Here is a 24,160-nt window from a genome sequence, read left to right on the forward strand (position 1 = left end):
ATGCGTAAGTCGTTCGCCTTTGCTATTGCCGCCGTATTGGTTGTGCTGTATTCGTCTATATTTATCGTGTATGAAGGTCAGCGTGGTATTATGCTGCGTTTTGGCAAAGTTATGCGTGACTCTGAAAATAAGCCACTGGTTTATCAACCTGGGCCGCATTTCAAAATTCCATTTATTGAAACTGTTAAAACGCTTGATGCCCGTATCCAGACTATGGATATCAAGGCTGACCGTTTCCTGACAAGTGAAAATAAAGACCTGATTGTTGACTCTTATCTGAAATGGCGTATTGAAGATTTCAGCCGCTATTATCTGGCTACAGGTAATGGAGAAATTTCTCAGGCTGAATTGCTGTTGAAACGTAAATTCAGTGACCGTCTGCGTTCTGAAATTGGTCGTCTGGATGTGCGTGGCATCGTGACGGATTCTCGTGGCCGTTTGACGACAGATGTGCGTAATGCGTTGAACTTGGGAACGAATGAAGATGACTCAAACGCAGATAATGAGATTGCTTCGGCAGCAGCTCGTGTAGAGAAAGAAACGAAAGGCAAGCAACTGATCCTGAACCCGAATAGTATGGCGGCTCTGGGGATTGAAGTTGTGGACGTTCGTATCAAGCAAATTAACCTGCCAGATGAAGTCTCAGGCGCGATTTATCAGCGTATGCGCGCAGAACGTGAAGCTGTAGCTCGTCGCCATCGTTCACAAGGTCTGGAAGAAGCTGAGAAAGTCCGTGCGGCCGCTGATAAAACAGCGACTGAAATCAAGGCAGAAGCATACAGTCAGGCATTGGTTTTACGTGGTGAAGGTGATGCGCAAGCAACCAAGTTGTTTGCTGATTCATTCAGCGAAGATCCTGAATTCTATGCATTCATCCGTAGCCTGCGTGCTTACGAAAATAGCTTCAAGAATGACGGCAACATCATGGTACTCAGCCCAGATAACGATTTCTTCCGTTATATGAGAGATCCATCTAAGCAGCATCATAATACGAATAATTAAGTGGTTTTGGCAGGTAAATTACCTTAAGTCACTTAATTGACAAAATGCGGCTGGCATATTTGGTCGCATCCTAAGCCACTGTAAAAAAACGTACAGTGGCTTTTTTGTGTATTGCCATCATTACTAATGCTTACTTAGCAGTCCATTTATATAACGAAACGAAATAACAGAAGTGACAAAAAATACTGAAAGGTGCTAAATGAGATGGTAGAATCCATTTTTAAGCAACCGAGTGAACTTTTGAAATGGGTAAGAACGTTGTCGTATTGGGCACCCAATGGGGTGACGAGGGCAAGGGTAAAATCGTCGACTTGCTGACTGAACGAGCTAAGTATGTGGTTCGTTATCAAGGGGGCCATAACGCGGGCCATACACTAGTCATCAACGGTGAAAAAACCGTTCTCCACTTAATCCCATCTGGGATCTTACGTGAAAATGTCATTAGCATTATCGCAAATGGGGTCGTTTTAGCACCAGATGCTTTGATGAAAGAGATGAAAGAGCTTGAATCACGTGGGATTCCTGTACGTGAGCGCTTGCTTATTTCTGAAGCCTGTCCGCTGATCCTGCCTTACCATGTCGCACTGGATAATGCCCGTGAAAAAGCGCGTGGTGCCAAGGCGATTGGTACAACTGGCCGTGGTATCGGTCCTGCATACGAAGACAAAGTCGCACGCCGTGGCTTGCGTGTCGGTGATCTGTTTGATAAAGAAACCTTCGCTGTCAAACTGAAAGAAATCATCGATTACCACAACTTCCAGCTGGTTAACTACTACAAAGAACCTGCTGTGGATTACCAGAAAACACTGGATGACATTCTGGCTGTTGCTGATATCCTGACTGGCATGGTAGTTGACGTTTCTGACCTGCTCTACAAAGCAACTCAGAAAGGTGAGCTGGTGATGTTCGAAGGTGCGCAGGGTACACTGCTGGATATCGACCACGGCACTTATCCTTATGTGACTTCTTCCAACACCACTGCGGGTGGCGTTGCGACTGGTTCCGGTCTGGGTCCACGTTACGTTGACTATGTTCTGGGTATCATCAAGGCTTACTCCACCCGTGTTGGTGCAGGCCCATTCCCAACCGAACTGTTTGATGAGACGGGTGAATACCTGCGTCAGAAAGGTCAGGAATTTGGTGCTACTACAGGCCGTAGCCGCCGTACTGGCTGGTTGGATATCATTGCTATCCGTCGCGCGATCCAAATTAACTCCCTGTCCGGTTTCTGCATGACCAAATTGGACGTGCTGGATGGCTTGAAAGAAGTGAAAGTCTGCGTTGGTTATCGCTTGCCTGATGGCACTGTAATTGACACTACGCCACTGGCGGCAGAAAACTGGGAAGGTCTTGAAGCAGTCTATGAAACCCTGCCAGGCTGGGATGAGAGCACTTTTGGTGTGAAAGATCACAGCCAGTTGCCACAAGCTGCACTGAACTACATCAAGCGTGTAGAAGAGCTGACTGGCGTTCCTGTTGATATTATTTCTACAGGCCCAGATCGCGCAGAAACTATGATCCTGCGTGATCCATTTGATGCTTAATTGATAGTTTAATCTTTTAGGTACACATAGCCGGGCTTAATGCCCGGTTTTTGCTTTTAGGTCGCTCGTTTTGCTTAATTTTTAAAATACCCACATAATGATGAACAACTAACGAAAACCAATAAACAAATATTTTTTGGTTCCAAATAAACTCCGTTATATTCAGTCTCCCAGAGGTGAGTGTGCAGTTAACCAGTTTTACCGATTATGGATTACGTGCCCTGATTTATATGGCTTCTTTACCGGAAGGCCAAATGACGAGCATTACAGAGGTAACTGAAGTTTATGGTGTCTCACGTAACCATATGGTAAAGATCATCAATCAACTGAGTCACTTAGGGTTGGTGAATGCTGTCAGGGGAAAAAATGGTGGCATTAGTCTGGGTAAACCGGCCAGCGAGATCAGAATTGGTGATGTGGTTCGTTCATTAGAGCCACTTTCATTGGTTAACTGTAGTGCCTGTCAAATCACGCCTGCATGTCGCTTAAAATTAGTCCTGAATCAAGCGGTAGCGAATTTTTTGGAAGAGTTGGATAAACATACTTTGGCCGATATGGTCAAAGACAATCGTCCCCTTTATCAATTGCTTTTGACTAAGTGAAACAAGGGGATAAACAGCTTACTGATGACAACAGAGGAATGACGATGTCAAAAGATCCTTTTCAGGAACGAGAGGCTGAAAAATACGAATCTCCAATTCCAAGCCGTGAATACATCTTGGATATCATTTCTAAACACACCACTCCGGTAAGCCGTCAGGAATTAGCACAAGAACTTCAGTTAACTAATGCAGAAGCACAGGAAGCATTGCGCCGCCGTTTGCGGGCAATGGAACGTGATGGGCAGTTGGTTTTTACCCGCCGTCAATGCTATGCGTTGCCAGAGCGGCTGGATTTGTTGAAAGGTACGGTAATTGGACACCGTGATGGCTATGGTTTCCTGCGAGTGGAAGGCCACAAAGAAGATTTTTATCTGTCCGCCGAGCAGATGAAAATGACGATCCATGGTGATGTTGTTCTGGCGCAGCCTCTGCGACCAGACAGAAAAGGGCGTATTGAAGTACGTATCGTGCGGGTTTTGGAGCCAAAGAGCAGCCAAATTGTTGGTCGGTACTTTATGGACGCAGGCATGGGATTTGTCGTCCCCGATGATAGTCGCCTGTGCTTCGATATCTTGATCCCTAAAGAGGAAATTTGTGGGGCAAGAATGGGTAACGTCGTGGTGGTTGAGTTAACGAATCGCGCGACCCGTCGAACTAAAGCGATCGGTAAAATTGTTGAAGTTCTGGGTGAAACCATGGGAACGAGCATGGCAGTTGACATTGCGCTTCGTACCCATGAAATCCCACATAGCTGGCCGCCAATGGTAGAAAAACAGGTGGTTGATCTGGATGAAAATGTCCCGGAATCCGCCAAGCAGGGCCGCGTCGATTTACGTGAATTGCCGCTGGTGACGATCGATGGCGAAGATGCCCGTGACTTTGATGACGCGGTGTATTGCGAGAAAAAACGTGGTGGCGGTTGGCGTTTGTGGGTTGCGATTGCCGATGTCAGTTACTACGTTCGTCCGCAAACGCCTTTGGATACAGAAGCGCGCAGCCGTGGTAATTCGGTCTATTTCCCTTCTCAGGTTGTACCGATGTTGCCGGAAGTACTGTCGAATGGATTGTGTTCTCTCAATCCAGAAGTTGATCGCCTGTGTATGGTGTGTGAAATGACCATTTCCGCCCAAGGAAAGTTATCTTCCTATAAGTTTTACGAAGCGGTGATGAAATCCCATGCGCGTTTGACCTATACGAAAGTCTGGAAGATCTTGCAGGGCGATCAAGAGCAGCGTGAGCACTACAAGCCACTGGTGGAACATATTGAGCATCTGCATGAACTTTATCAGGCATTGGAGCAAGCGCGTGAGCAGCGTGGGGCTATTTCGTTTGAATCTGAAGAAGCCAAGTTTATCTTTAACGCAGAACGTCGCATTGAAAGAATTGAGCCAGTTGTACGCAACGATGCCCATAAACTTATCGAAGAGTGCATGATTCTAGCTAACATTGCGGCAGCCCGCTTTGTTGAAAAGCACGATGAGCCGGCGTTATATCGTATTCATGATAGACCGAGAGAAGAGAGTATTCTGAACCTGCGTTCAGTCTTCAACGAGCTTGGTCTGAGCTTATTGGGTGGCATGAAGCCAGAACCGAAAGATTATGCGCAATTGATGAAAGACGTCGCAGATCGACCGGATCACGAATTACTGCAAACCATGCTGTTGCGCTCCATGAAGCAGGCGATCTATGAACCTGATAATCGGGGACACTTTGGTTTGGCACTGCGTGCTTATTCTCATTTTACTTCGCCAATTCGTCGTTATCCCGATTTGGCACTACACCGCGCGATCAAATACTTGTTGGCGCAAGAGGATGGTGCCGTAGAGCATAGCTGGACTCCGACGGGGGGTTGGCACAACGACATGGAGCACATGCTGCAATTGGGCAACCATTGTTCCATGACCGAGCGTCGTGCAGATGAAGCGACACGGGATGTGGCAGACTGGCTGAAATGTGATTTCATGCAAGATCAGGTGGGCAATGTTTTCACGGGATTGATTACCAGCGTTACAGGCTTTGGTTTCTTTGTCCGTTTGAATGATCTGTTCATTGACGGTTTGGTACATGTTTCGACGTTGGATAATGATTATTACAGATACGATAATGTTGGTCAGCGTTTGATTGGTGAATCCTCTGGACAGACTTATCGCCTCGGTGATGAGGTTGAGATCCGTGTGGAAGCCGTTCACATGGATGAACGTAATATTGATTTCACCTTGCTTTCAACGACTCGTAAAGCGCGTAATCAAGGTAAAACTGTGCGTGACAAGACGAAAAAAGGCACACCAGAGCGTAAAAATGGTAAAAAAGGCCGTGATCATAAAAAATCAGCCAATTTTGAGCCAGACAGCGCTGTCCGCAAAAAGAAAAAAGCGGAAGAGCCGAAACCAACAAGTGATAAGCCAAGCAAAAAGAAAAAACCGTCAGATAAAACCAAAAAAATTACGGCAAAACTAAAAGCGAAGCGCGTGAAAAAAAGCGTGAGCTAGTCGTCCGTAGAAATAATAGTCAGTAAAAACAGTCTGTAAAACAGATAGTCAGGGCGGTTTCAGCCGCCCTCCATTTTTTTTCGATACTATATATACCCCATGGGGGTATAGAGATATCAGTGAGTTAGGTATCAGTTAGTCATGAGTGAAATTATCTACGGTATCCATGCCGTTAAAGCTTTGTTGGAGAGCGATCCACAGCGATTCATGGAAGTTTATGTATTGAAAGGGCGAGAAGATCGTCGCTTAACTCCATTGTTGCAGGAACTGGAAAGTATCGGTATTGCGGTACAACTAGCCAATCGCCAATGGTTGGATGCCCAGACAGAAAGTGCTGTACACCAAGGTATTATTGCAAAGGTAAAACCGGGACGTCAGTATCAGGAAAATGATTTACCTGACTTATTATCTAAGTTGGAGCGTCCATTCCTGCTGGTACTCGATGGAATAACTGATCCACACAATCTGGGGGCTTGCTTGCGTACTGCGGATGCAGCGGGTGTTGATGCAGTTATCGTTCCCCGTGATCGCTCTGCGCAACTGAATGCCACAGTCAAAAAAGTCGCCTGTGGTGCCGCAGAAAGCGTCCCACTGATTCGTGTTACCAACCTTGCGCGTACTTTGCGTTTGTTGCAAGAACACAATATTTGGATTGTGGGAACTGCTGGCGAAGCCACTCATGCGTTATACGAGAGCAAATTAACGGGCCCCATGGCCTTGGTAATGGGCGCAGAAGGTGAAGGTATGCGTCGGCTGACTCGCGAGCACTGTGATGAATTGACTAGTATTCCAATGGCGGGTTCAGTTTCTTCCCTGAACGTATCGGTTGCAACAGGGGTATGCTTGTTTGAAATCGTGCGCCAGAGAAGTGCCCAGTAATTTTTTATCCATCATTAAATGAGTTGAAAGAAGAATAAATGCGTTTTTCTCTACCCGTGCCTTGAGTTTTTTATTTTGTACGGGTATATTGATGCGTCAATTTTTCAGCCGTACTAAACACGTTCCTTGCCTCCATGGGCCACGGCTGACCCTGACAGGAGGCTGAATAATCCGTAAGGAGCAATGCTAATGCGTCATTACGAAATCGTTTTTATGGTCCATCCTGACCAAAGCGAACAGGTTCCGGGCATGATCGAGCGTTACAGTGCGACTATCACTAACGCGCAAGGTCAGATTCATCGTCTGGAAGACTGGGGTCGTCGTCAACTGGCTTACCCAATCAACAAACTGCACAAGGCTCACTACGTTCTGCTGAACGTTGAAGCGCCACAAGAAGCGATTGATGAGCTGGAAACTAACTTCCGCTTCAACGATGCCGTTATCCGCAGCATGGTTATGCGCGTTAAGCACGCAGTAACTGAAGCATCACCAATGGTTAAGGCTAAAGACGAACGTCGCGGCCGTGATCTGGTCTTAGAAGAAGGCCTGGTTGATGATGTTGATGAAGCTGGGGATTCTGAAGAGTAATCACTGTGACAACCAATCGTTTGGTGCTTTCTGGCACAGTGTGCAAGACACCGATACGAAGGATCAGTCCATCCGGTATTCCACATTGTCAGTTTGTGCTTGAACATCGTTCACAGCAACAGGAAGCCGGATTTAGCAGGCAATCATGGTGCAGAATGCCCGTTATTGCCAGCGGACAGTTGTTACAGGAATATACTCGCAGTATAACGGTCGGCAGTCGAATAACTGTTTCAGGATTCATTAACTCCCATCATGGGCGTAATGGTCTTAGTAAACTGGTTCTTCATGCCGAGCAGATTGAATTGATAGATTCTGGAGACTAGCCAAATGGCACGTTATTTCCGTCGTCGCAAGTTCTGCCGCTTCACAGCGGAAGGCGTACAAGAGATCGATTATAAAGATATTGCTACGCTGAAAAACTACATTACCGAAAGCGGTAAAATTGTACCAAGCCGTATTACCGGCACTCGTGCAAAATACCAGCGTCAGCTCGCTCGTGCTATCAAGCGTGCGCGCTACCTGTCTTTGTTGCCTTATACTGATCGCCATCAGTAATAGGCTCAGTCCATTAACGACTTTGAGAGGATAAGGTAATGCAAGTTATTCTGCTTGATAAAGTAGCGAACCTGGGTAGCCTGGGTGACCAAGTTAACGTTAAAGCGGGTTATGCCCGTAACTTCTTAGTGCCACAGGGCAAAGCTGTTCCTGCAACTAAGAAAAACGTCGAATTTTTCGAAGCTCGCCGTGCTGAACTGGAAGCTAAACTGTCTGACGTTCTGGCAGCAGCAGGAGCTCGTGCAGAGAAAATCAATGCACTGGGTTCTGTAACTATCGCTTCTAAAGCGGGTGACGAAGGTAAACTGTTCGGTTCTATCGGTACTCGTGACATCGCTGATGCAGTTACTGCTGCTGGCGTTGAAGTATCTAAGAGCGAAGTTCGCCTGTCTAACGGCGTTCTGCGTACTGTTGGTGAGCACGAAGTTCACTTCCAAGTACACAGCGATGTATTCGCGCACTTGAACGTTAACATCGTTCCAGAAGCTTAATCTCTGATTAGCTGAAGAACATGTGACAAAAAACGCTGGCATTGCCGGCGTTTTTTGTTTAATAAACATTCAAAAATAAAAATGTTGTATCAGTCAGCAGCCTAGAAGAAATGTCGTAATCTCTCTGATTTTATCCAATTAAGCCAATGTGGCTTTGCTTTTAAACTTTGCATTTTTGGTGCGCTAATCAACGCTTTTTACTTTTATCGGCAAGTGTTACTGAAGCAGGCTCTCCAGGGAGTGAAACTTCGAAAGGGTAGTTTTTAATTTTTGTCGTTATTGGGTAGCAGACCATTAATTCCATTTGGCTATTATACATGCCATTGTCATGATGCAGTTATACTTCAATAGTTGGTGTTTTACGTTATTGAGTCCGATTAAACCCCCTTCACGCGTTTACCCGTCCAGACAGTGCTGTTATGCTTGACTCTTCACTCATTTAATAACAGGTAATTTCATGATAACACCTTCTTTTGAGTCTATTGAAGCGCGGGCAAGTTACGGTATTGGCTTGCAGGTTGGGCAGCAATTACTGGAATCAGGCTTACAAGGTCTGGAGCCAGAAGCACTGTTGGCAGGGTTGTGTGATGCGCTGGAAAGCCGTGCTCCCGCTATTCCTGTGGAAGAACTGCATCGTGCACTACGTGAGATACATGAACGTGCTGATAGCGTTCGTCAGGAACACCAGCAGGCGATGGCAGAAGAAGGCAAAAAATTCCTGGCAGAAAATGTTCAGCGTGAAGGCGTAAGCAGTACTGAATCTGGCTTGCAGTTTTCTGTCCTGACACAAGGTGAGGGAACGATTCCAGCTCGCACTGATCGTGTTAGTGTTCACTATACTGGTCGCCTGATCGATGGCACTGTATTTGATAGTTCAGTTCAGCGCGGTACGCCAGCAGAATTTCCAGTCAGCGGCGTTATCCCAGGTTGGATTGAAGCGCTGACCCTGATGCCAGTAGGTTCTAAGTGGGAGCTTTATATTCCTCACAATCTGGCTTATGGTGAGCGTGGTGCAGGCGCGTCCATTCCTCCTTACAGCACGCTGATTTTCGAAGTAGAATTACTGGAAATCCTGTAATTCTCTACAGAGTCAAGTAAATAGCCGGTTAGCCGGCTATTTTTTTGCGTGCATTGAGGAATAATTGCGGAATAAAGTATTCGCTATTCCAGTAAAAAGTGCGCTAAAAATGTAGCTTCAAGTGATATACCCAAAATAGATTTCAATTTGCACCATGGTCAAACAAGTTGCAATTTGAAGGTCTAAAAGGATAGCTGAACAATGAATGCAGAGGTGTATGATGCTACAACAGATCTGCCAATTGGCACGGGAAGCAGGAGCGGCGATCATGGGGGTCTATCAGGCTGACCAACCGTTGCAAGTAGAACATAAAACGGATGACTCACCTGTTACCGCTGCGGATATTGCTGCCCATAAGGTCATTAAAGCTGGATTATTACGTATTGCGCCTGATATTCCGTTGTTATCAGAAGAAGATCCGCCTGCTTGGGAAGAACGAAAAAACTGGCAGCGTTACTGGCTGGTTGATCCATTGGATGGCACGAAAGAGTTTATCCGTCGAAATGGCGAGTTTACCGTTAATATTGCATTGATTGAAAATGGTGTCCCTGTGATGGGGGTTGTTTATGTCCCTGTGCAGAATGTCCTGTATTCAGGGCAAGGGCGTCAGGCGTGGAAGGAAGCCAATGGGCAGATTCTTCCGATTAAAGTTATTCCTGCGACGCCGCCAATCGTGGTAGTTAGCCGTTCTCACAGAGATGATGAGGAATTGAAAGACTATCTTGCCCAGTTAGGGATTCACAATACACTTTCAGTCGGATCTTCACTTAAGTTCTGCATGGTTGCAGAAGGAAAAGCTCAACTTTACCCACGCTTTGGGCCAACTAATATCTGGGATACTGGTGCGGGTCATGCTGTTGCAATTGCCGCAGGTGCACATGTGACGGATTGGGAAGGGAAAACACTTAATTACACGCCGCGTGAATCTTTCCTGAATCCGGGGTTTAGGGTCAGTATTTTTTGAGGTTGATAATGTTTTTTTAAGATTATTTTTTTAAGATTAAAGTGATAATGGCTCACTGCTGTAGGACCATTATCACTGCACTAATATTAAAATTACCGTGACTGAAAATCTGATTGAGATTCAGATTATTTTTTTAGTTCTTCTTCGATTAGGCTGATAACGTGTGTGATCTCTTCGTTATTTAACTTGCCGTCTTTGACAAATTTCACATTACCGTTTTTATCCAGCACAATGATTGCTGAACTTTTGGGTTCTAACCCCCAAGCTTCTTTGGCCAGCCCATTACTGTCGACAATAAATTGTGACCACGGGAACTGCTTTTTGCTGTCTTCTAGGCTACTACGAACAAAGACGCTGGTGCCAAAAATAGCATCATCGGTATTCACGATGCTGGTTGTTTGATATTTTTCCTTGGGCAGATCGGCGCTTTTCAATGCTTGAATCAAGGGGTCATTCATCTCTTTTGCGGCACTCCGACCAGCGATATGCTGGATAGTCCTGACTTTTCCCGGAAGTTCAGCACTGCTCCAATTTTGGTAGCTGAATTTGTCATCGTTGAGCAACAGTTCACCTTTATCTGGCACACTGACCGCAGGGACTTGTTGTTCCAATGTGATGTTATGGGCGAATGCGAATATTGGCATTAAACTCAATATTGCAGATAACGTAATGTTTTTTATCATATTTATTCCTTATTTATCATGGTGTTGCATGTTATCAGGGAACGTCATATTCAGCATAGCGCTTGTTAACTGGTCTGTCCTCAACGAAGTAAACAATTTGATAACATTCAGAATAAAATATCAGTAAATAAGGCACTATTGCAAAGTAATACTCTGTAATTTCATTGTGTTAAGTAAAATTAGAGATTGAATCTCAGTGCTCGGGGAACAAATTTCCATATACGTAGTCTATATATTCTGCATAACGGTGATGTGTCTTTTGATTCACTGATTGTGTGATGAAATAGTGTGATGCAATAGAATGGTATCGTAAGAAGCATGGGAGGAAAAAAATAGAGATGAAAATCTTTCACCATTATAATCCACTGAAAATTGCTCTCTACGTAAAAACTCTATTTCGTGGGCGTTTATACATCAAGGACATGGGCGCTTTTGAATTTAACTACGGAAAAATTTTACTTCCAAAGATAAAAGATAAACGTCATTTCCATGTAATGAGCGAAGTTAACCAGCAAGTGTTGCGCCTACAGACCGAAATGGGGTGATTTTTCTGCAATTGCCCATTTACTGATAGATATGTGCCTTGATCGATAGCACATCATTAGTACCATAAACGGCCTTGCGGCCGTTTTTTGATCTGGTGCGTTTTTTACGCTTCATACTGCTGTTCGGGGCAGGGTTGATTGGGGTGAGCGATGGTATCGACAACTCTTGTCACCAGCAATTGATCGATTTTGTAGTTATCGATATCCACCACTTCAAACTTATAACCACTGAATTTCACAAAATCTGTGCGTTTTGGGATTTTCCGCAGGCGGAACATCATAAAACCGGCGATGGTTTCATAATTACTGGAGTCTGGAAAATCATCAATATCCAGTACCCGCATGACATCTTCAATCGGCGTGCCGCCTTCAACCAGCCATGAATTTTCATCACGGACAACGATTTGCTCTTCCTGTCCCTGACCGACTAAGTCACCCATTAAAGTGGTCATAACGTCATTAAGCGTAATGACTCCCATCATCAAAGCGTACTCATTGAGAATGATCGCGAAATCTTCACCGGCAGCCTTGAAACTTTCCAATGTATCAGAAAGTGAGAGAGTATCTGGGATCACTAAGGCATTGCGGATTTGAACACCATCTTTCAGATTGAGGCTTTGTCCGCTCAGGACGCGGTTGAGCAAATCCTTCGAGTCCACATAACCGATGACATGATCAATGTCGCCATCACAAACAAGAAATTTTGAGTGGGGATGGGTGGAGATTTTTTCTTTGATACTGTTTTCATCTTCATTTTTATCAAAATACACCACGCTTTCACGTGAGGTCATGGCAGAAGGTACGGTGCGGGATTCCAGTTCGAAAACATTTTCAATTAACTCATGCTCTTGTTTGCGCAGTACCCCTGCGATTGCACCCGCTTCAACGACAGCGTAAATATCGTCGGAGGTGATATCTTCATTACGTTCCATCGGGATCTTGAAGATTTTAAAGATACAGTCAGCGAGTCCATTGAATAACCAGACCAGCGGGCGACACATTGTCAGACAGAAACGCATTGGGTTGACAATTCTCACGGCAACGGCTTCGGGCTTAATCATACCAATACGTTTAGGGGTTAAATCAGCAAGCAGGATAAAGGCACTAGTGACGATGATGAAAGAGCAGCTGAAACCCAGTTGATCTGCCCATTCTGGGCGCATGAATTTCATAAACAAGGTTTTCAAGGCTGGCGAAAAAGCGGATTCTCCCACAACCCCGGCAAAGATTGCCACAGCATTCAGGCCAATTTGGACAACGGTAAAAAACATGCCTGGCGTTTCTTGCAGCTTAAGGACATGGGCAGCATTGAGGTTCCCTTCATCGGCCATGAGTTTTAATTTGATTCTTCTTGACGCAGCCAGAGAAATTTCTGATAACGAAAAAAATGCGCTAATAGCACAAAGCAAAAGTATCACTAATAAACTGTTTAACATAAAGTATCCGTGTTTTATCTCCAGCAATAAGGTAGGTTTTATTTGAATAGCACTGGAGGCGAGATGAAAAATTATACAAATAAAAATATTGCGGCGGGATGCCGCAAGATAAATAAAGTTAGCCCAACGACTATAACATTGGGCTAACTAAGTCGGCTAGTTTCTGTGCGTTGGAGGGAAACAGATTCCAATACCACCTAATCCACAATATCCTTCTGGGTTTTTGTAGAGATACTGCTGATGGTAATCTTCCGCAAAATAGAATGGCCCAGCTTCGCAGATTTCTGTAGTGATCGTACGTTGGTCACCATTTTGCACCATCGCTTGCTGGAAATGGTCACGGCTGGCGATTGCCTGCTCATGCTGTTGTGATGAAATCGTGTAAAGGGCAGAACGGTACTGTGTACCGATATCACCATGCTGACGCATGCCTTGGGCAGGATCGTGATTTTCCCAGAACAGAGTTAATATCTGTGCATAAGTGATTTTGGTAGGATCAAATACGATTTTGACTACTTCAGCATGTCCGGTTAAGCCGGTGCAAACTTCTTCATAAGTCGGGTTTGGCGTAGCGCCGCCACTGTAACCTACAGAGGTGGTGTAAATGCCTTCCTGTTGCCAGAAAAGGCGCTCAACGCCCCAGAAACATCCCATTCCTACATAGGCGACCTCCCTATTTTCTGGGATGTTATCTATCGCATGCTGTGTGATGGCATGGTAGGGTGATACAGTTAATGGGATTGCCCTACCAGGTAAAGTATTTCCTGACGCTATATTTCCTGATGCCACATCCTGTGAGGAAACATGTTGGCTTTCATTGGCTGAATTTGGCAAGATTCTCTCCCGTTATTCACGAATTTTATGGTTATGTGTTGCTTGTATATATTTAAAACTTTACCAGAATTAATTTATTGCAGCATTTGTATATTATTAGATTTTACCCTACAGATAGATAAATATTAGGAGTTCGAGTGTCACGATATCCCCTCATATGTGCGCTTTTTGTAACTATCGCAACTCCATCGGCTTATAGTGCAAATTTACGATTGAAAGTAGAAGGGCTTTCTGGCGAATTGGAAAAAAATGCCAGAGTGCAACTTTCAAATATCAGTACCGATGAAGTTTCTCCTGATGGCCGTTTTCGAGCACGTGTGGAGAAAGCGATACGACAAGGGCTTCGTCCATTGGGATATTATGATCCCACCGTTGAATTTATCTATCAAGAGAACACCCCGCCTGCTCGTTCTGTTTTGACTGCACAGGTTACGCTTGGTGAGCCTGTGCGAGTTGCTGAAGTGAATGTTAATTTGGAAGGTGGCGCGAAAACAGATAAAGATTACGCTGCTCTCATCAAAAAAAATACGCCAAAAGAAAGGGCAATCCTTAATCACGGCGAATATGAAAATCTTAAGGGCGCATTCACTAATCTGGCTGTCAAAAAAGGGTATTTTGATGCTGTGATGAAGAAAAGCGAATTAGGGGTATCAAAAGAGCTGCACGAATCCATTTGGGATTTCGATTTCGACAGCGGACAACGTTATCATTTTGGCCCTGTGACATTCCACGGCTCGCAAATTCGTGAAACTTACCTGGAGAATCTTATTCCCTTCAAGCAAGGTGAATATTACACCTCAGAACAATTGGCGGAATTCAACCGTCGTCTGGTGGATACTGGCTGGTTTAACTCTGCGGTTGTTGTACCCGATTTTAAAATAGGGCGCGAGAGTAAGGATAAATGGTTGCCACTGGATGCTTCTTTGGTGCCTCGTTCTGCCAACTATGTTGAATTGGGGGGCGGATATGCAACGGATGTTGGCCCCCGTCTTCAGGCAAAATGGAAAAAACCATGGCTCAACTCACGCGGGCATAGCCTGAGTACCAGCCTTAACCTTTCTGAGCCAGAGCAATTTATTGACGCATCCTACAAAATGCCACTCAAGGTCAATCCTCTCGAAGAATATTATCAACTGCAAACCGGTTATAAACGTAAAGATATCAACGATACCATTTCGGATACGGCAACGCTGAACCTTTCCCGTCACTGGGATCGTTCCACAGGCTGGCAGTACGGTGTTAATCTTCGCTGGAGTCTCAGCCACTTTACGCAGGCCAACGTGACAAATACCACAATGTTGTTTTATCCGGGGGCAAATGTCAGCCGTATTCGTCAGCGTGGCGGCACTATGCCTTATTGGGGCGATAGCCAGCGTTATTCGATTGATATTTCTGACACGACCTGGCAGTCCAATGTGGATTTTCTCGTGTTACAAGCTCATCACGTCTGGATCAGAACTTATCAGGATAATCACCGTGTTGTGGTACGGGCGGATTTGGGCTGGATAGAAACCAATGAATTTAACAAAGTGCCACCGGATCTCCGCTTCTTTGCAGGGGGTGATCGCAGCATTCGTGGGTATAAGTACCAGAAAATTTCACCGACAGACAGTAAAGGTAAATTAGTTGGGGCATCAAAGTTAGCAGTGGGCTCTTTGGAATATCAATACAATATTTACGGTAATTGGTGGAGTGCCTTGTTTGTAGATTCAGGTGAAGCGGTGGATGATATTAGAAAGAGTAACTTCAAAACAGGCGCAGGAATTGGTGTGCGCTGGGCTTCACCCGTTGGGCCGATAAAATTTGATCTGGCGACTCCAGTCGGAGATCCAAACAGTCATAATGTTGAATTTTATATCGGTTTAGGGGCTGAACTATGAAGTGGGTGAAAAGGGTTAGTATTGTTTTCCTGCTGATTGTTGGTCTGTTATTGATGACGTTTGTGGGATTAGTGGGTACACAAACCGGTCTGCACTTTGTGATTAACAGTGCAGCACGCTGGGTTCCTGGATTGGATATTGCCAGTGTCAGTGGAGGTTGGCGTGATTTAACGCTAAAGGGTGTTAAATATCAAATGCCGGGAGTCAACGTTAGCGCTGATAATTTACACCTCTCTCTACGACTTTCCTGTTTAAAACACAGCCATGTGTGTGTCAATGCCCTGACGACTGAAGGTGTCGCCGTTTCGGTGAATACGGCTGAGCTTCCGCTATCGGAACCGTCACCTAAATCGGAACCATTGACCGAATTGAAAACACCATATCCTATCTCACTGGATTTGCTTTCTTTGAAAAATATCCACGTCAAGGTAGATGATATCGCCATTTCATTGGATGAATTTAAGGCTGGCGCTCAGTGGCGGGAAAAACAGCTGATATTAAAGCCGACAGAAATCAACAACCTATTGGTGGCTTTGCCAAAGACGCCACCTGAACAAGTTAGTGCGGTACAAAAAACAGCACAAAAGACTACGCAGCAGGCCGAACCTGAACAATCATTGAGTAAAACGTTGAAGGCGTTGTTTGCCAAGCCTCTTTTAGCGGAGTTGTCTAGTGTTCCTATTCCCCTTGATATCACAGTAGAAGGTATTCATGGCAATCAGCTTCGGTTGACAGGCGATACCGATATCACGATTAATGACCTGCGGCTGCAAGCCAGTAATCAGGGGCAGCAAGTTGATGTAAAAACCTTGAGTGTGCAAGTACCGGAAGGATCACTTGCAATACAGGGAACGGCAAAGCTCTCTGAACGGTGGCCAGTCAAATTGGCGATTAAAGGCAAGGTAGATCATTTAAATAATGTCAATCTGAATGAACTGCAAGGTCAACAGGTTGATTTAACGCTGAATGGTGCCCTGTTGCAGCAGCTTGAGCTCGCGTTGCATCTTTCTGGGCCTATCGTTGCCAGTCTGGATGCCCAGACTGAATTGGCAAAGGCGGGTTTGCCTATCCGCCTGACGCTGGAAAGCAAACAACTTCAATGGCCATTGAAAGGCAAACCGGAGTATCAGCTTGAAGGTGTCAAGCTACGCCTGAATGGTCAAGCCAGTAGTTACGATCTTTCCCTTCGTTCTGGTATCAAGGGGAATGATATTCCCCCAGCATCGCTGATGCTGGATGCGAAAGGGAATGAAGAATTGCTTAGGTTAACTCGATTGCGTCTAGCCGTACTACAGGGTAAAGCGGATGTCACTGGTACCGTTGACTGGAGTAAGGCCATTAGCTGGAACGCCAAGCTAATTCTGGATGGTATCAATACGGCCAAACAGTGGCCGGAATGGCCTGCCAAAATGGATGGCAAAATGGCAGTGCGCGGTAGCCTGTATGGGGGGAGCTGGCAACTCCAGATCCCTGAAATTGCCTTTGATGGTTATGTAAAGCAGAATGTGGTCAAAGCGTATGGCAAGGCATCGGGTAATGCGGCTGGACAGTGGGATATCCCCCAATTCGATCTTGTGTTTGGGCGTAACACGCTAAATGTGCAAGGGCGGCTTACAGATGAAGCATGGAAACTGGATGGTGAAATTAATGCGCCCCAATTAAACGGCTTACTGCCTGGTTTGGCCGGTCTGATTACTGGCAATGTCAAACTGCGTGGCAATATGAAGGCTCCCCAAATTGTGGCAGATTTGAATGCACGTGGGGTTCGGTGGCAGGATGATCTGCGGGTGGATAGCGCCACGATTAAGGGAGATGTGCGCTCGGCGGAACAGATTCAAGGGCAGCTATCGGTTGTGGTGAGCCAATTAAAACAGGCTAACTTGACCATTAAAAACCTGATGCTTAATGCTAAGGGCACAGAAAAGAAGCACGATTTACAGCTGAAAATTGAGGGTGATCCGGTATCAGGCCAATTAGCGCTCAGTGGCAGTTTTGATCGCCAGCAGGAGCGTTGGAAAGGCAATATCAATAATACTTACTTTGATACTCCTGTCGGTGAATGGCGGTTGAGCAAGGCGATAGCCATCGATTACTTGAATTTACAGCAGAAAGCAACAATTGGTGCTCACTGCTGGCTCAATCCTAATGCTCATGTTTGTATCTCAAAACCGATTGAAGCGGGAACCAGCGGTCATGCACAAGTTGCACTTGAACGCTTTGATTTAGCCATGATCCAGCCATTTCTTGATAAAAGCACTCAACTTAAGGGTGTATTCAGTGGTCATGCCGATGTTAAATGGACGGCAGATCAGGGGCTGCCACAAGCTAACGTTACATTGCAAGGGAACGGTGTTCAAGTTCGTCAGATGGTGGAAGGTATTACGTTACCGGTTGCTTTTGACGCACTAACCTTGAATGCAGGGCTGAAAAATGGCAAGGCAAATTTGGCATGGCTATTCAAACTGGCTGGTAATGGTCAATTGAACGGTAATATTCAGGTGACTGATTTAGAAGGCAGCCGTAAATTATCGGGGAATGTAGATATTCAAGATCTCTCCTTGAAGCTGATTAAGCCTATCTTAGGTAAAGGTGAAAAAGCGGAAGGAGGATTGAATGCAAATTTGCGTCTTGGTGGAAACGCCAAGAATCCGCTGTTATTTGGCTTACTTAAAGCTGATGATCTGCAAATGAGCAGCCATTGGTTGCCATTCGATATCTCCCAAGGCCAGTTGGCCGTTCATTTTGATGGCGTCCGTTCTGATCTGAATGGCATGATTAAAACGCCTAAGGGGCAATTAAATCTGAATGGTCATGCTGATTGGCGCAATTTGGATGCATGGTATGCCAGAATCGCAGCTAATGGCGACAAATTACGTGTAACCGTTCCACCGATGGTGAAGATAGATATCAGCCCGGATTTGGTGCTGGAAGCGACACCAAACTTACTGAAACTCAACGGCAATGTGGATATTCCGTGGGCGCGTATTACGGTACAGGAATTGCCGGAATCAGCGGTAGGTGTTTCTTCCGACGAAGTGATGCTAGATAAAAACCTCCAGCCGATAGGGAAGAAAAAATCGCCTATTCTGATTCAAAGCAACTTAAATATTCATATTGGTGATGATGTGCGCCTGAGTGCATTTGGTCTGAAAGCACAGCTTAAAGGCGCGTTGAAAGTTCTTCAAGATCAACAGGGATTGGGACTGAATGGTCAGATTGATATTCCAGAGGGGCGCTTCCATGCTTATGGGCAAGATTTGCAGGTGCGCAAGGGGACAATTATGTTCTCTGGCCCGCCAGATCAGCCATTGTTGAACATTGAAGCTATCCGTAACCCAGAATCGACAGCGAATAATGTGATTGCTGGTGTGAGAGTAATAGGATTGGCGGATAAGCCCAAAGTAGAGGTTTTCTCTGATCCGGCCAAATCACAGCAGGAAGCGCTATCCTATCTTCTGCGTGGGCAAGGTCTGGAAAAAGGGGATTCCGATAACTCTCAGATGACCGCCATGTTGATTGGTTTGGGAGTCGCCCAGAGTGGTCAATTGGTCGGTAAAATTGGGGAAACTTTCGGTGTCTCTGATCTGGCTTTGGATACTCAGGGTGTTGGCGATAAGTCCCAGGTTGTTGTCAGTGGTAGGATTACCAAAGACTTACAAGTGAAATATGGTGTCGGTATTTTTGACTCTTTGGCGACATTGACATTACGTTACCGTGTTATGCCAAGATTGTATCTAGAAGCAGTATCTGGTATTGATCAAGCTTTAGATCTGCTCTATGAGTTTGAGTTTTAAAAATGCGAGTTATTGTTTATGGTAGCCTGAGGCGCAAACAAGGTAATCATCACTGGATGACAGATGCTCAACTGTTAGGAAAACACAGGTTAGAAGGTTATGAAATTTATGATCTTGGGCATTATCCGGCGGTTATTCGTGGCGAAGGGACAATCGAATGCGAAGTATATCGCATTTCGCCATCCATCCTGACAGAGCTGGATGAGTTGAAAAAGAACTATCAGGAGTACCAAAGGGAACTCATTGAAACACCTTACGGCAAGGCATGGATCTATCTCTATAAATTGCCTGTCGAGGGATTGTGTCGGATAACAAGTGGTGATTGGTTAAAACGCGACGGAGAAGAATAAAGACCAGCGATTCGCTGTTTGTTAATAAAATCGGAAGCTAAACAAAAACCTCTGTCCCTATAGGGGACAGAGGTTTTTGGGAATCAAAACCTGCTGTTATCCGTTAGGATTATTTTTTTGCAGCGCGTTCGAAAGAAGACATAATTTCAGCTTTAGCCGCTTCGACATTGTCCCAACCGTCAACTTTAACCCACTTGCCTTTTTCCAGATCTTTGTAGTGCTCAAAGAAGTGAGTGATTTGCGCCCGCAGCAGTTCTGGCAGGTCGTCCACATCTTTGATGTGATCGTATTCTTTACTCAGTTTGGTATGAGGAACTGCAACCAATTTCGCATCTTCACCAGATTCGTCGGTCATTTTCAGAACACCGACTGGACGGCAGCGAATAACGGAACCTGGCTGTAATGGGTATGGAGTTGGAACCAGTACGTCAACTGGGTCACCGTCAAGGGACAAGGTATTGTTGATGTAGCCGTAGTTGCATGGGTAAAACATAGCTGTTGACATGAAACGGTCTACAAACAGAGCACCAGATTCTTTGTCTACTTCATACTTAATCGGATCAGCGTTCGCAGGGATCTCAATGATGACATAGATATCTTCAGGCAGATCTTTGCCTGCTGGTACGTTGTTCAGGCTCATAAAAGGTTTCCTTCAATTTCAAACCAAAATGGAGTGTGGGGTATTATAGCCAAAACAGGCTTAATGTCCTCGGATTTTTCGGTTGCAGGCAGCTACCAGAGAAGTGAAGTTATTGGAAATTTCTTGTTTGATACTGAATGATGTGAAGTGGGAGCATTTCGATAAAACAGCAGGAGAAGAATACTGTAAAAAAGCACAGACCCAATTATTATTGAGCCTGTACTTATTCTGTATTAATCGCGACTTAATCTAGCAGTCAGTCTTATTCTTCAAACCTAAGTTTACATATTAATTTAACTTTAGTTTCAGTGTTAACATCAACCTCTTTCACTTCATCGAAAGGTAATAATTCCCTTTTACGATAGTCATATGCCTCACCATGCTTCGTATCGTAGCTCCAGACTTTAAGGTACGGATTGTCACTATTAGGTGTAGCTAAAACTCCGAAGTCTGGGAAATGGACTTTGTCATACTCATAACTGTATGAGTTTTCGGTAAGGTATGTGTCAGTTGCTCCTATGTCTTGTAAAGTCAGAGTGATTGCGTCGCGGTTATAAGTGTACTTCGGATCAAGGGATTTACATTCAAAAGTGCGATCCAAAACGCCACCCACATGAGATTTGTCGGTTGTTGGGAGAAATACATATATTTGAGGGTTGAAAGTATAAACATAGGTCGACTTTTTGCCTGTTCCCTTATTTGTTACCGAGGCTGTAACCTTTGTCGGCCCTTGGCCTATGTCAAAAGTCTCAAGAGGGAATGTAATCCGACCTTTATCATCTACCTTCGCTATGTTTGTATTGGAAGACTCGATTTTTACATCATGCGGGCCACCCAAGAGTATCTCTTTGTTTTCTTCCGGTGTTAGTAGGGTAACTACTAGTTCGGTATGGACGTTGTAAGGCCTTTCCTGTTGTGTAGAAGGGATATCCTTACTGTTGGATGTGCCTTTTGTTGTCATCCGCATGCCTGCTAGTTGTTCTACAGCCTCGAAGTTCACAGGGGCGGATTGTTTCCCGGGTGCACCATCTAAGGATACTTGGACAATAACAGCATCAACAGTACCGACATTACTCGTCAAAGAGGCAGTCAAATAACCGTCTGCATCCGTGGTCGGATTCTCAGGAGCATGGATCTTAACATTGTCTGGCAATTTATTGTCTTTTATACTCCATGTGACACCCGAAAGGCTTTGGTATGGCATAGGGTTTGTGCCTCCTGTGCCAATTACTTTCACCTTAAAGGGATACTTTGTTTCTCCATCACCTATCAATGATCCAGTAGGTGGAGTTATTTCGCCGAGCGAAGCGTTCAGAACCGCTGGTGTCGGTGCGATAAAATCGAATGCATCAGAGAGGGCTTCTAAATTCTCCTCAACAAGCAACAATCCAATTTTGGCATTTTTCACAGCTTGGGTGCTGGTGAAATAAGCTGTGACCCAGCCTTTATTATCTGGTGTCGCAGTAGTACTTCCTGATGGTTCAATATGGAATCCCTGTAATCCCGCAGGTTCTGTTACTGTGGTCCATTTTAATTTCACTGGTTCATTCTTAACATAAGTGCCACTTTGCTTGATTAGTTGAGCCTTCACTTTGAACTTGTTACCCGTTGCTGGGTAAGGTCCAGGGCTCTCCAACTTAATTTCTTTGATCTTAATAGATTCGTTGGCATCATCGACAAATTTGACCGGCTTAAACACCTCATTTGGACCATCCACAATAGAAAGTGTAACAGTGATGTCCTGAGCTTTGATTTTGGTAATTTTCAAAGTCGCACTCAATTGTCCCTGATCGTTGGTGGTGTTGTTGGTGCCGCCACTCGGTTTCAATTCCACGCCATCATTAGGGGTTGCAGTCCAATTAGCTTCAATCTTCTGATTCTCCAGTGGTTTCCCGTCCTGACCCAATATCGTGGCCGTAAAGATATAACTATTATCTTTGTCATGAATTGAGAGCGGCGCTGTTGGCTCAATCTGCTGCTGAGTGATCTGGTATTTGGAGTTAACACTCGTAAAAGTGAGTGGTGTATCGCTTTTTATCTCCATTTTGTCCATACCATCCATTGTCAGATAAACCTTGGTATCTTTGCTGAGGGGGGTGGTACTGCTCAAGGTCGCGGTTAACTGACCTTGGTCATTGGTTGTTCCTGATGGCTCCCAGAGCAATTTTGCATTGGAATTAGATGGTTCGATGCTCCAGTTTACGCCAGGAATCGCTCTATTTCCCGGGAGAGGAGCATTATCTTTATTGCCGTAGGTGATGGTTGCCGCCAGATTATAGAATGAATTACCATCGGCAATCACGGGGCCTTTCCCATTTGGCTCGATGCTTTGGTCTTTAATGATAAAAGGCTCAACGACTACACTCATTTGAGCTGTTTTGGGGTTACCACCCTCTTTTTCTTCAGCGGTGGCAAACAGGGTATATCTGTTGGTTCCTTTGTTAACATACTTCGGCAACACGAGTTCTGCATAACTATCATTGTTTGAGATAATTCCTCCGTTTTCCCTGAATCCTTTACTGGCTTTCCAATTAACTTCCCTCAGTGGTTTGTCGGAAGTAATCTTGGCGTCCACTCGAACGGATTGGGAGCCATGCCCGCTTAGGGTATCTGGCAGAGTAATGGTTAACTCCTGCTTTTTCTTGTAGTCCAGTACGATGTTGTTGTTTCTTTCAACCAGATCATAACGGCTTCCCGCTAATGTGCGCATGGAAGCAACGTTATCAGGTGAGATTTGGGCATCAAAAGGCGTACCAAAACGATAATTCAGATTAGCTTGGAAGAGGGTTTCACTACTCCCACCACTCCCGAGCTTATAATCCACACCCATGGTTACTAGTGGGATAGGGGTATAATTCAGGCCAAATCGGGCAAGGCTAGGATCTTTCTGCTTGGTATCGCGATTGAACAGAGCGACGTTATCGCCAAAGTACTGTTCATAACTCAATTTACCGCCAAGATTCGGGTAAGCTGGCAAGAAGAACTCACTGTTCAGATCAAACCCATTGGCTGGGCGTTCTTCGTAGTCCCGTTCTTTCGGTGATTGATGCCAATTGCTCAGGCGCCAGTATGTATTGGCAGAAAGTTTGACGTAATCCGTCCAGGCCTCTCCTCCCAATCCCAAACGTTTATTTTTTCCTGTCACATCATGGTCAAAGAAGGTGTTTAAGCCATACATCCAACTGGGCGTGAAATAACGGCCACCGAGACCAAGGTTTAGGGTATGGCGACTGTCTTTATTGCGATAACCTAATTGGGAGAAAAACAGCCAATCCGTTTTATTGTCGTAGAGCGGTAACAGCAGATCCAAGGAGCCGTTATCCAATTTTCCTTTTCTATCGAGGGAAAAATTAATTCTGGCTGTCCCAAATTGGGACAGCCATTTTTGGGTTTCCGTGGATATCGTATTATTTATTTTCCCCAACGCGTAGGATTTAGCCTGCTCCGTTAACTGGGATGGGGAAGAGGACAGCATATTACCAACCTTATGGATATTTTTGGCAATGATGCCCGCTTTATCATCTTCCACATTATTGGTGTTATTTTCACTTTCCGATTTCTGTAAGAATTTTCTTTCTGTTTTATTATCATGAGCTTTTTCACCTACCGAAAATGCACTCATCGGAGTAAACGGTAAAAAAAGCGAATATACCAGAACAGAAAGCCGAATGACTTTATGACTAATATACAAGTCCATATATGAATTCCTCATAAAATATGGGCTGTCGCCAGCGCTTAAGTGTCACATCTTTGATGTTAAAATTTACAGTTTTATTGGGTATAGCTATCTCATTAATATAAAAAAG

Annotated in this window: 20 protein-coding genes; 15 read left to right on the forward strand and 5 right to left on the reverse strand. The window is 44.9% G+C overall.

From position 1 onward, the window contains the following. The 11 genes from hflC (at window position 1) to cysQ (ending at window position 10,192) form a co-directional block, all read left to right on the forward strand. Window positions 1-1,002, forward strand: coding sequence for a protease modulator HflC (gene hflC / locus H8A87_RS11270; protein ID WP_198690064.1), 1,002 nt, complete (start codon window positions 1-3; stop codon window positions 1,000-1,002). 245 nt (window positions 1,003-1,247) lie between these two features. Continuing rightward, on the forward strand, window positions 1,248-2,546 hold the full coding sequence (locus tag H8A87_RS11275) for an adenylosuccinate synthase (protein ID WP_198690065.1): 1,299 nt from the start codon (window positions 1,248-1,250) through the stop codon (window positions 2,544-2,546). 182 nt (window positions 2,547-2,728) lie between these two features. Further along, complete coding sequence (nsrR, locus tag H8A87_RS11280) at window positions 2,729-3,148, forward strand: nitric oxide-sensing transcriptional repressor NsrR (protein WP_198690066.1); 420 nt, start codon at window positions 2,729-2,731, stop codon at window positions 3,146-3,148. Window positions 3,149-3,192: 44 nt separating this feature from the next. Further along, window positions 3,193-5,637 carry a ribonuclease R gene (gene rnr / locus H8A87_RS11285; RefSeq protein WP_198690067.1) on the forward strand — a complete coding sequence of 815 codons (2,445 nt, stop codon included), beginning with the start codon at window positions 3,193-3,195 and terminating at the stop codon, window positions 5,635-5,637. Between the two features lie 141 nt (window positions 5,638-5,778). Then, on the forward strand, window positions 5,779-6,516 hold the full coding sequence (gene rlmB / locus H8A87_RS11290; RefSeq protein ID WP_198690068.1) for a 23S rRNA (guanosine(2251)-2'-O)-methyltransferase RlmB: 738 nt from the start codon (window positions 5,779-5,781) through the stop codon (window positions 6,514-6,516). A gap of 189 nt (window positions 6,517-6,705) precedes the next feature. Further along, window positions 6,706-7,104: a 30S ribosomal protein S6 gene (gene rpsF, locus H8A87_RS11295; RefSeq protein WP_198690069.1), complete on the forward strand. Its 399-nt coding sequence runs from the start codon at window positions 6,706-6,708 to the stop codon at window positions 7,102-7,104. A 5-nt stretch (window positions 7,105-7,109) separates the two neighbouring features. Continuing rightward, window positions 7,110-7,427: a primosomal replication protein N gene (gene priB / locus H8A87_RS11300; RefSeq protein WP_198690070.1), complete on the forward strand. Its 318-nt coding sequence runs from the start codon at window positions 7,110-7,112 to the stop codon at window positions 7,425-7,427. 4 nt (window positions 7,428-7,431) lie between these two features. Beyond that, window positions 7,432-7,659, forward strand: coding sequence for a 30S ribosomal protein S18 (rpsR, locus tag H8A87_RS11305; RefSeq protein WP_000135199.1), 228 nt, complete (start codon window positions 7,432-7,434; stop codon window positions 7,657-7,659). Window positions 7,660-7,697: 38 nt separating this feature from the next. After that, complete coding sequence (gene rplI / locus H8A87_RS11310) at window positions 7,698-8,150, forward strand: 50S ribosomal protein L9 (protein WP_198690071.1); 453 nt, start codon at window positions 7,698-7,700, stop codon at window positions 8,148-8,150. 457 nt (window positions 8,151-8,607) lie between these two features. After that, the gene (locus tag H8A87_RS11315; RefSeq protein ID WP_198690072.1) at window positions 8,608-9,228 is read left to right on the forward strand and encodes a peptidylprolyl isomerase; all 621 of its coding nucleotides are present in this window, start codon (window positions 8,608-8,610) and stop codon (window positions 9,226-9,228) included. A 220-nt stretch (window positions 9,229-9,448) separates the two neighbouring features. Further along, entirely contained in the window at window positions 9,449-10,192 is a 744-nt protein-coding gene (gene cysQ / locus H8A87_RS11320; RefSeq protein WP_198690136.1) for a 3'(2'),5'-bisphosphate nucleotidase CysQ, read from the forward strand. Window positions 10,193-10,317: 125 nt separating this feature from the next. Here the strand turns inward: cysQ and H8A87_RS11325 are convergent, their stop codons facing one another. Beyond that, entirely contained in the window at window positions 10,318-10,875 is a 558-nt protein-coding gene (locus H8A87_RS11325; RefSeq protein ID WP_198690073.1) for a YtfJ family protein, read from the reverse strand. Window positions 10,876-11,213: 338 nt separating this feature from the next. Here H8A87_RS11325 and H8A87_RS11330 point away from each other — a divergent pair, with 338 nt between their 5' ends. Beyond that, entirely contained in the window at window positions 11,214-11,420 is a 207-nt protein-coding gene (locus H8A87_RS11330) for a DUF1107 domain-containing protein (RefSeq protein ID WP_198690074.1), read from the forward strand. 104 nt (window positions 11,421-11,524) lie between these two features. Here H8A87_RS11330 and H8A87_RS11335 read toward each other — a convergent pair whose 3' ends face one another. Both H8A87_RS11335 and msrA read right to left on the reverse strand, forming a co-directional pair. After that, complete coding sequence (locus H8A87_RS11335) at window positions 11,525-12,856, reverse strand: hemolysin family protein (protein WP_198690075.1); 1,332 nt, start codon at window positions 12,854-12,856, stop codon at window positions 11,525-11,527. Window positions 12,857-13,012: 156 nt separating this feature from the next. Further along, window positions 13,013-13,690 carry a peptide-methionine (S)-S-oxide reductase MsrA gene (gene msrA / locus H8A87_RS11340; RefSeq protein ID WP_198690076.1) on the reverse strand — a complete coding sequence of 226 codons (678 nt, stop codon included), beginning with the start codon at window positions 13,688-13,690 and terminating at the stop codon, window positions 13,013-13,015. Between the two features lie 137 nt (window positions 13,691-13,827). Between msrA and tamA the strand changes: the two genes are divergently transcribed. From tamA to H8A87_RS11355, 3 genes are read left to right on the forward strand one after another with little or no spacing between them, the layout of a single operon-like run. Next, the gene (tamA, locus tag H8A87_RS11345) at window positions 13,828-15,570 is read left to right on the forward strand and encodes an autotransporter assembly complex protein TamA (protein WP_198690077.1); all 1,743 of its coding nucleotides are present in this window, start codon (window positions 13,828-13,830) and stop codon (window positions 15,568-15,570) included. Further along, window positions 15,567-19,364 (forward strand): autotransporter assembly complex protein TamB, encoded by a 3,798-nt coding sequence (gene tamB, locus H8A87_RS11350; protein WP_198690078.1) that lies wholly within the window; start codon window positions 15,567-15,569, stop codon window positions 19,362-19,364. The genes tamA and tamB overlap by 4 nt, the downstream gene beginning before the upstream one ends. A gap of 2 nt (window positions 19,365-19,366) precedes the next feature. Next, entirely contained in the window at window positions 19,367-19,714 is a 348-nt protein-coding gene (locus H8A87_RS11355; RefSeq protein ID WP_198690079.1) for a gamma-glutamylcyclotransferase family protein, read from the forward strand. Between the two features lie 109 nt (window positions 19,715-19,823). Here the strand turns inward: H8A87_RS11355 and ppa are convergent, their stop codons facing one another. Next, window positions 19,824-20,354 carry an inorganic diphosphatase gene (gene ppa / locus H8A87_RS11360; protein WP_198690080.1) on the reverse strand — a complete coding sequence of 177 codons (531 nt, stop codon included), beginning with the start codon at window positions 20,352-20,354 and terminating at the stop codon, window positions 19,824-19,826. 262 nt (window positions 20,355-20,616) lie between these two features. Next, window positions 20,617-24,051, reverse strand: coding sequence for an inverse autotransporter beta domain-containing protein (locus H8A87_RS11365; protein ID WP_198690081.1), 3,435 nt, complete (start codon window positions 24,049-24,051; stop codon window positions 20,617-20,619). Between the last annotated feature and the right edge of the window lie 109 nt (window positions 24,052-24,160).

Origin of the sequence: Xenorhabdus lircayensis (assembly GCF_016306625.1) — a bacterium.
GTDB classification, from domain to species: Bacteria; Pseudomonadota; Gammaproteobacteria; order Enterobacterales; family Enterobacteriaceae; genus Xenorhabdus; species Xenorhabdus lircayensis.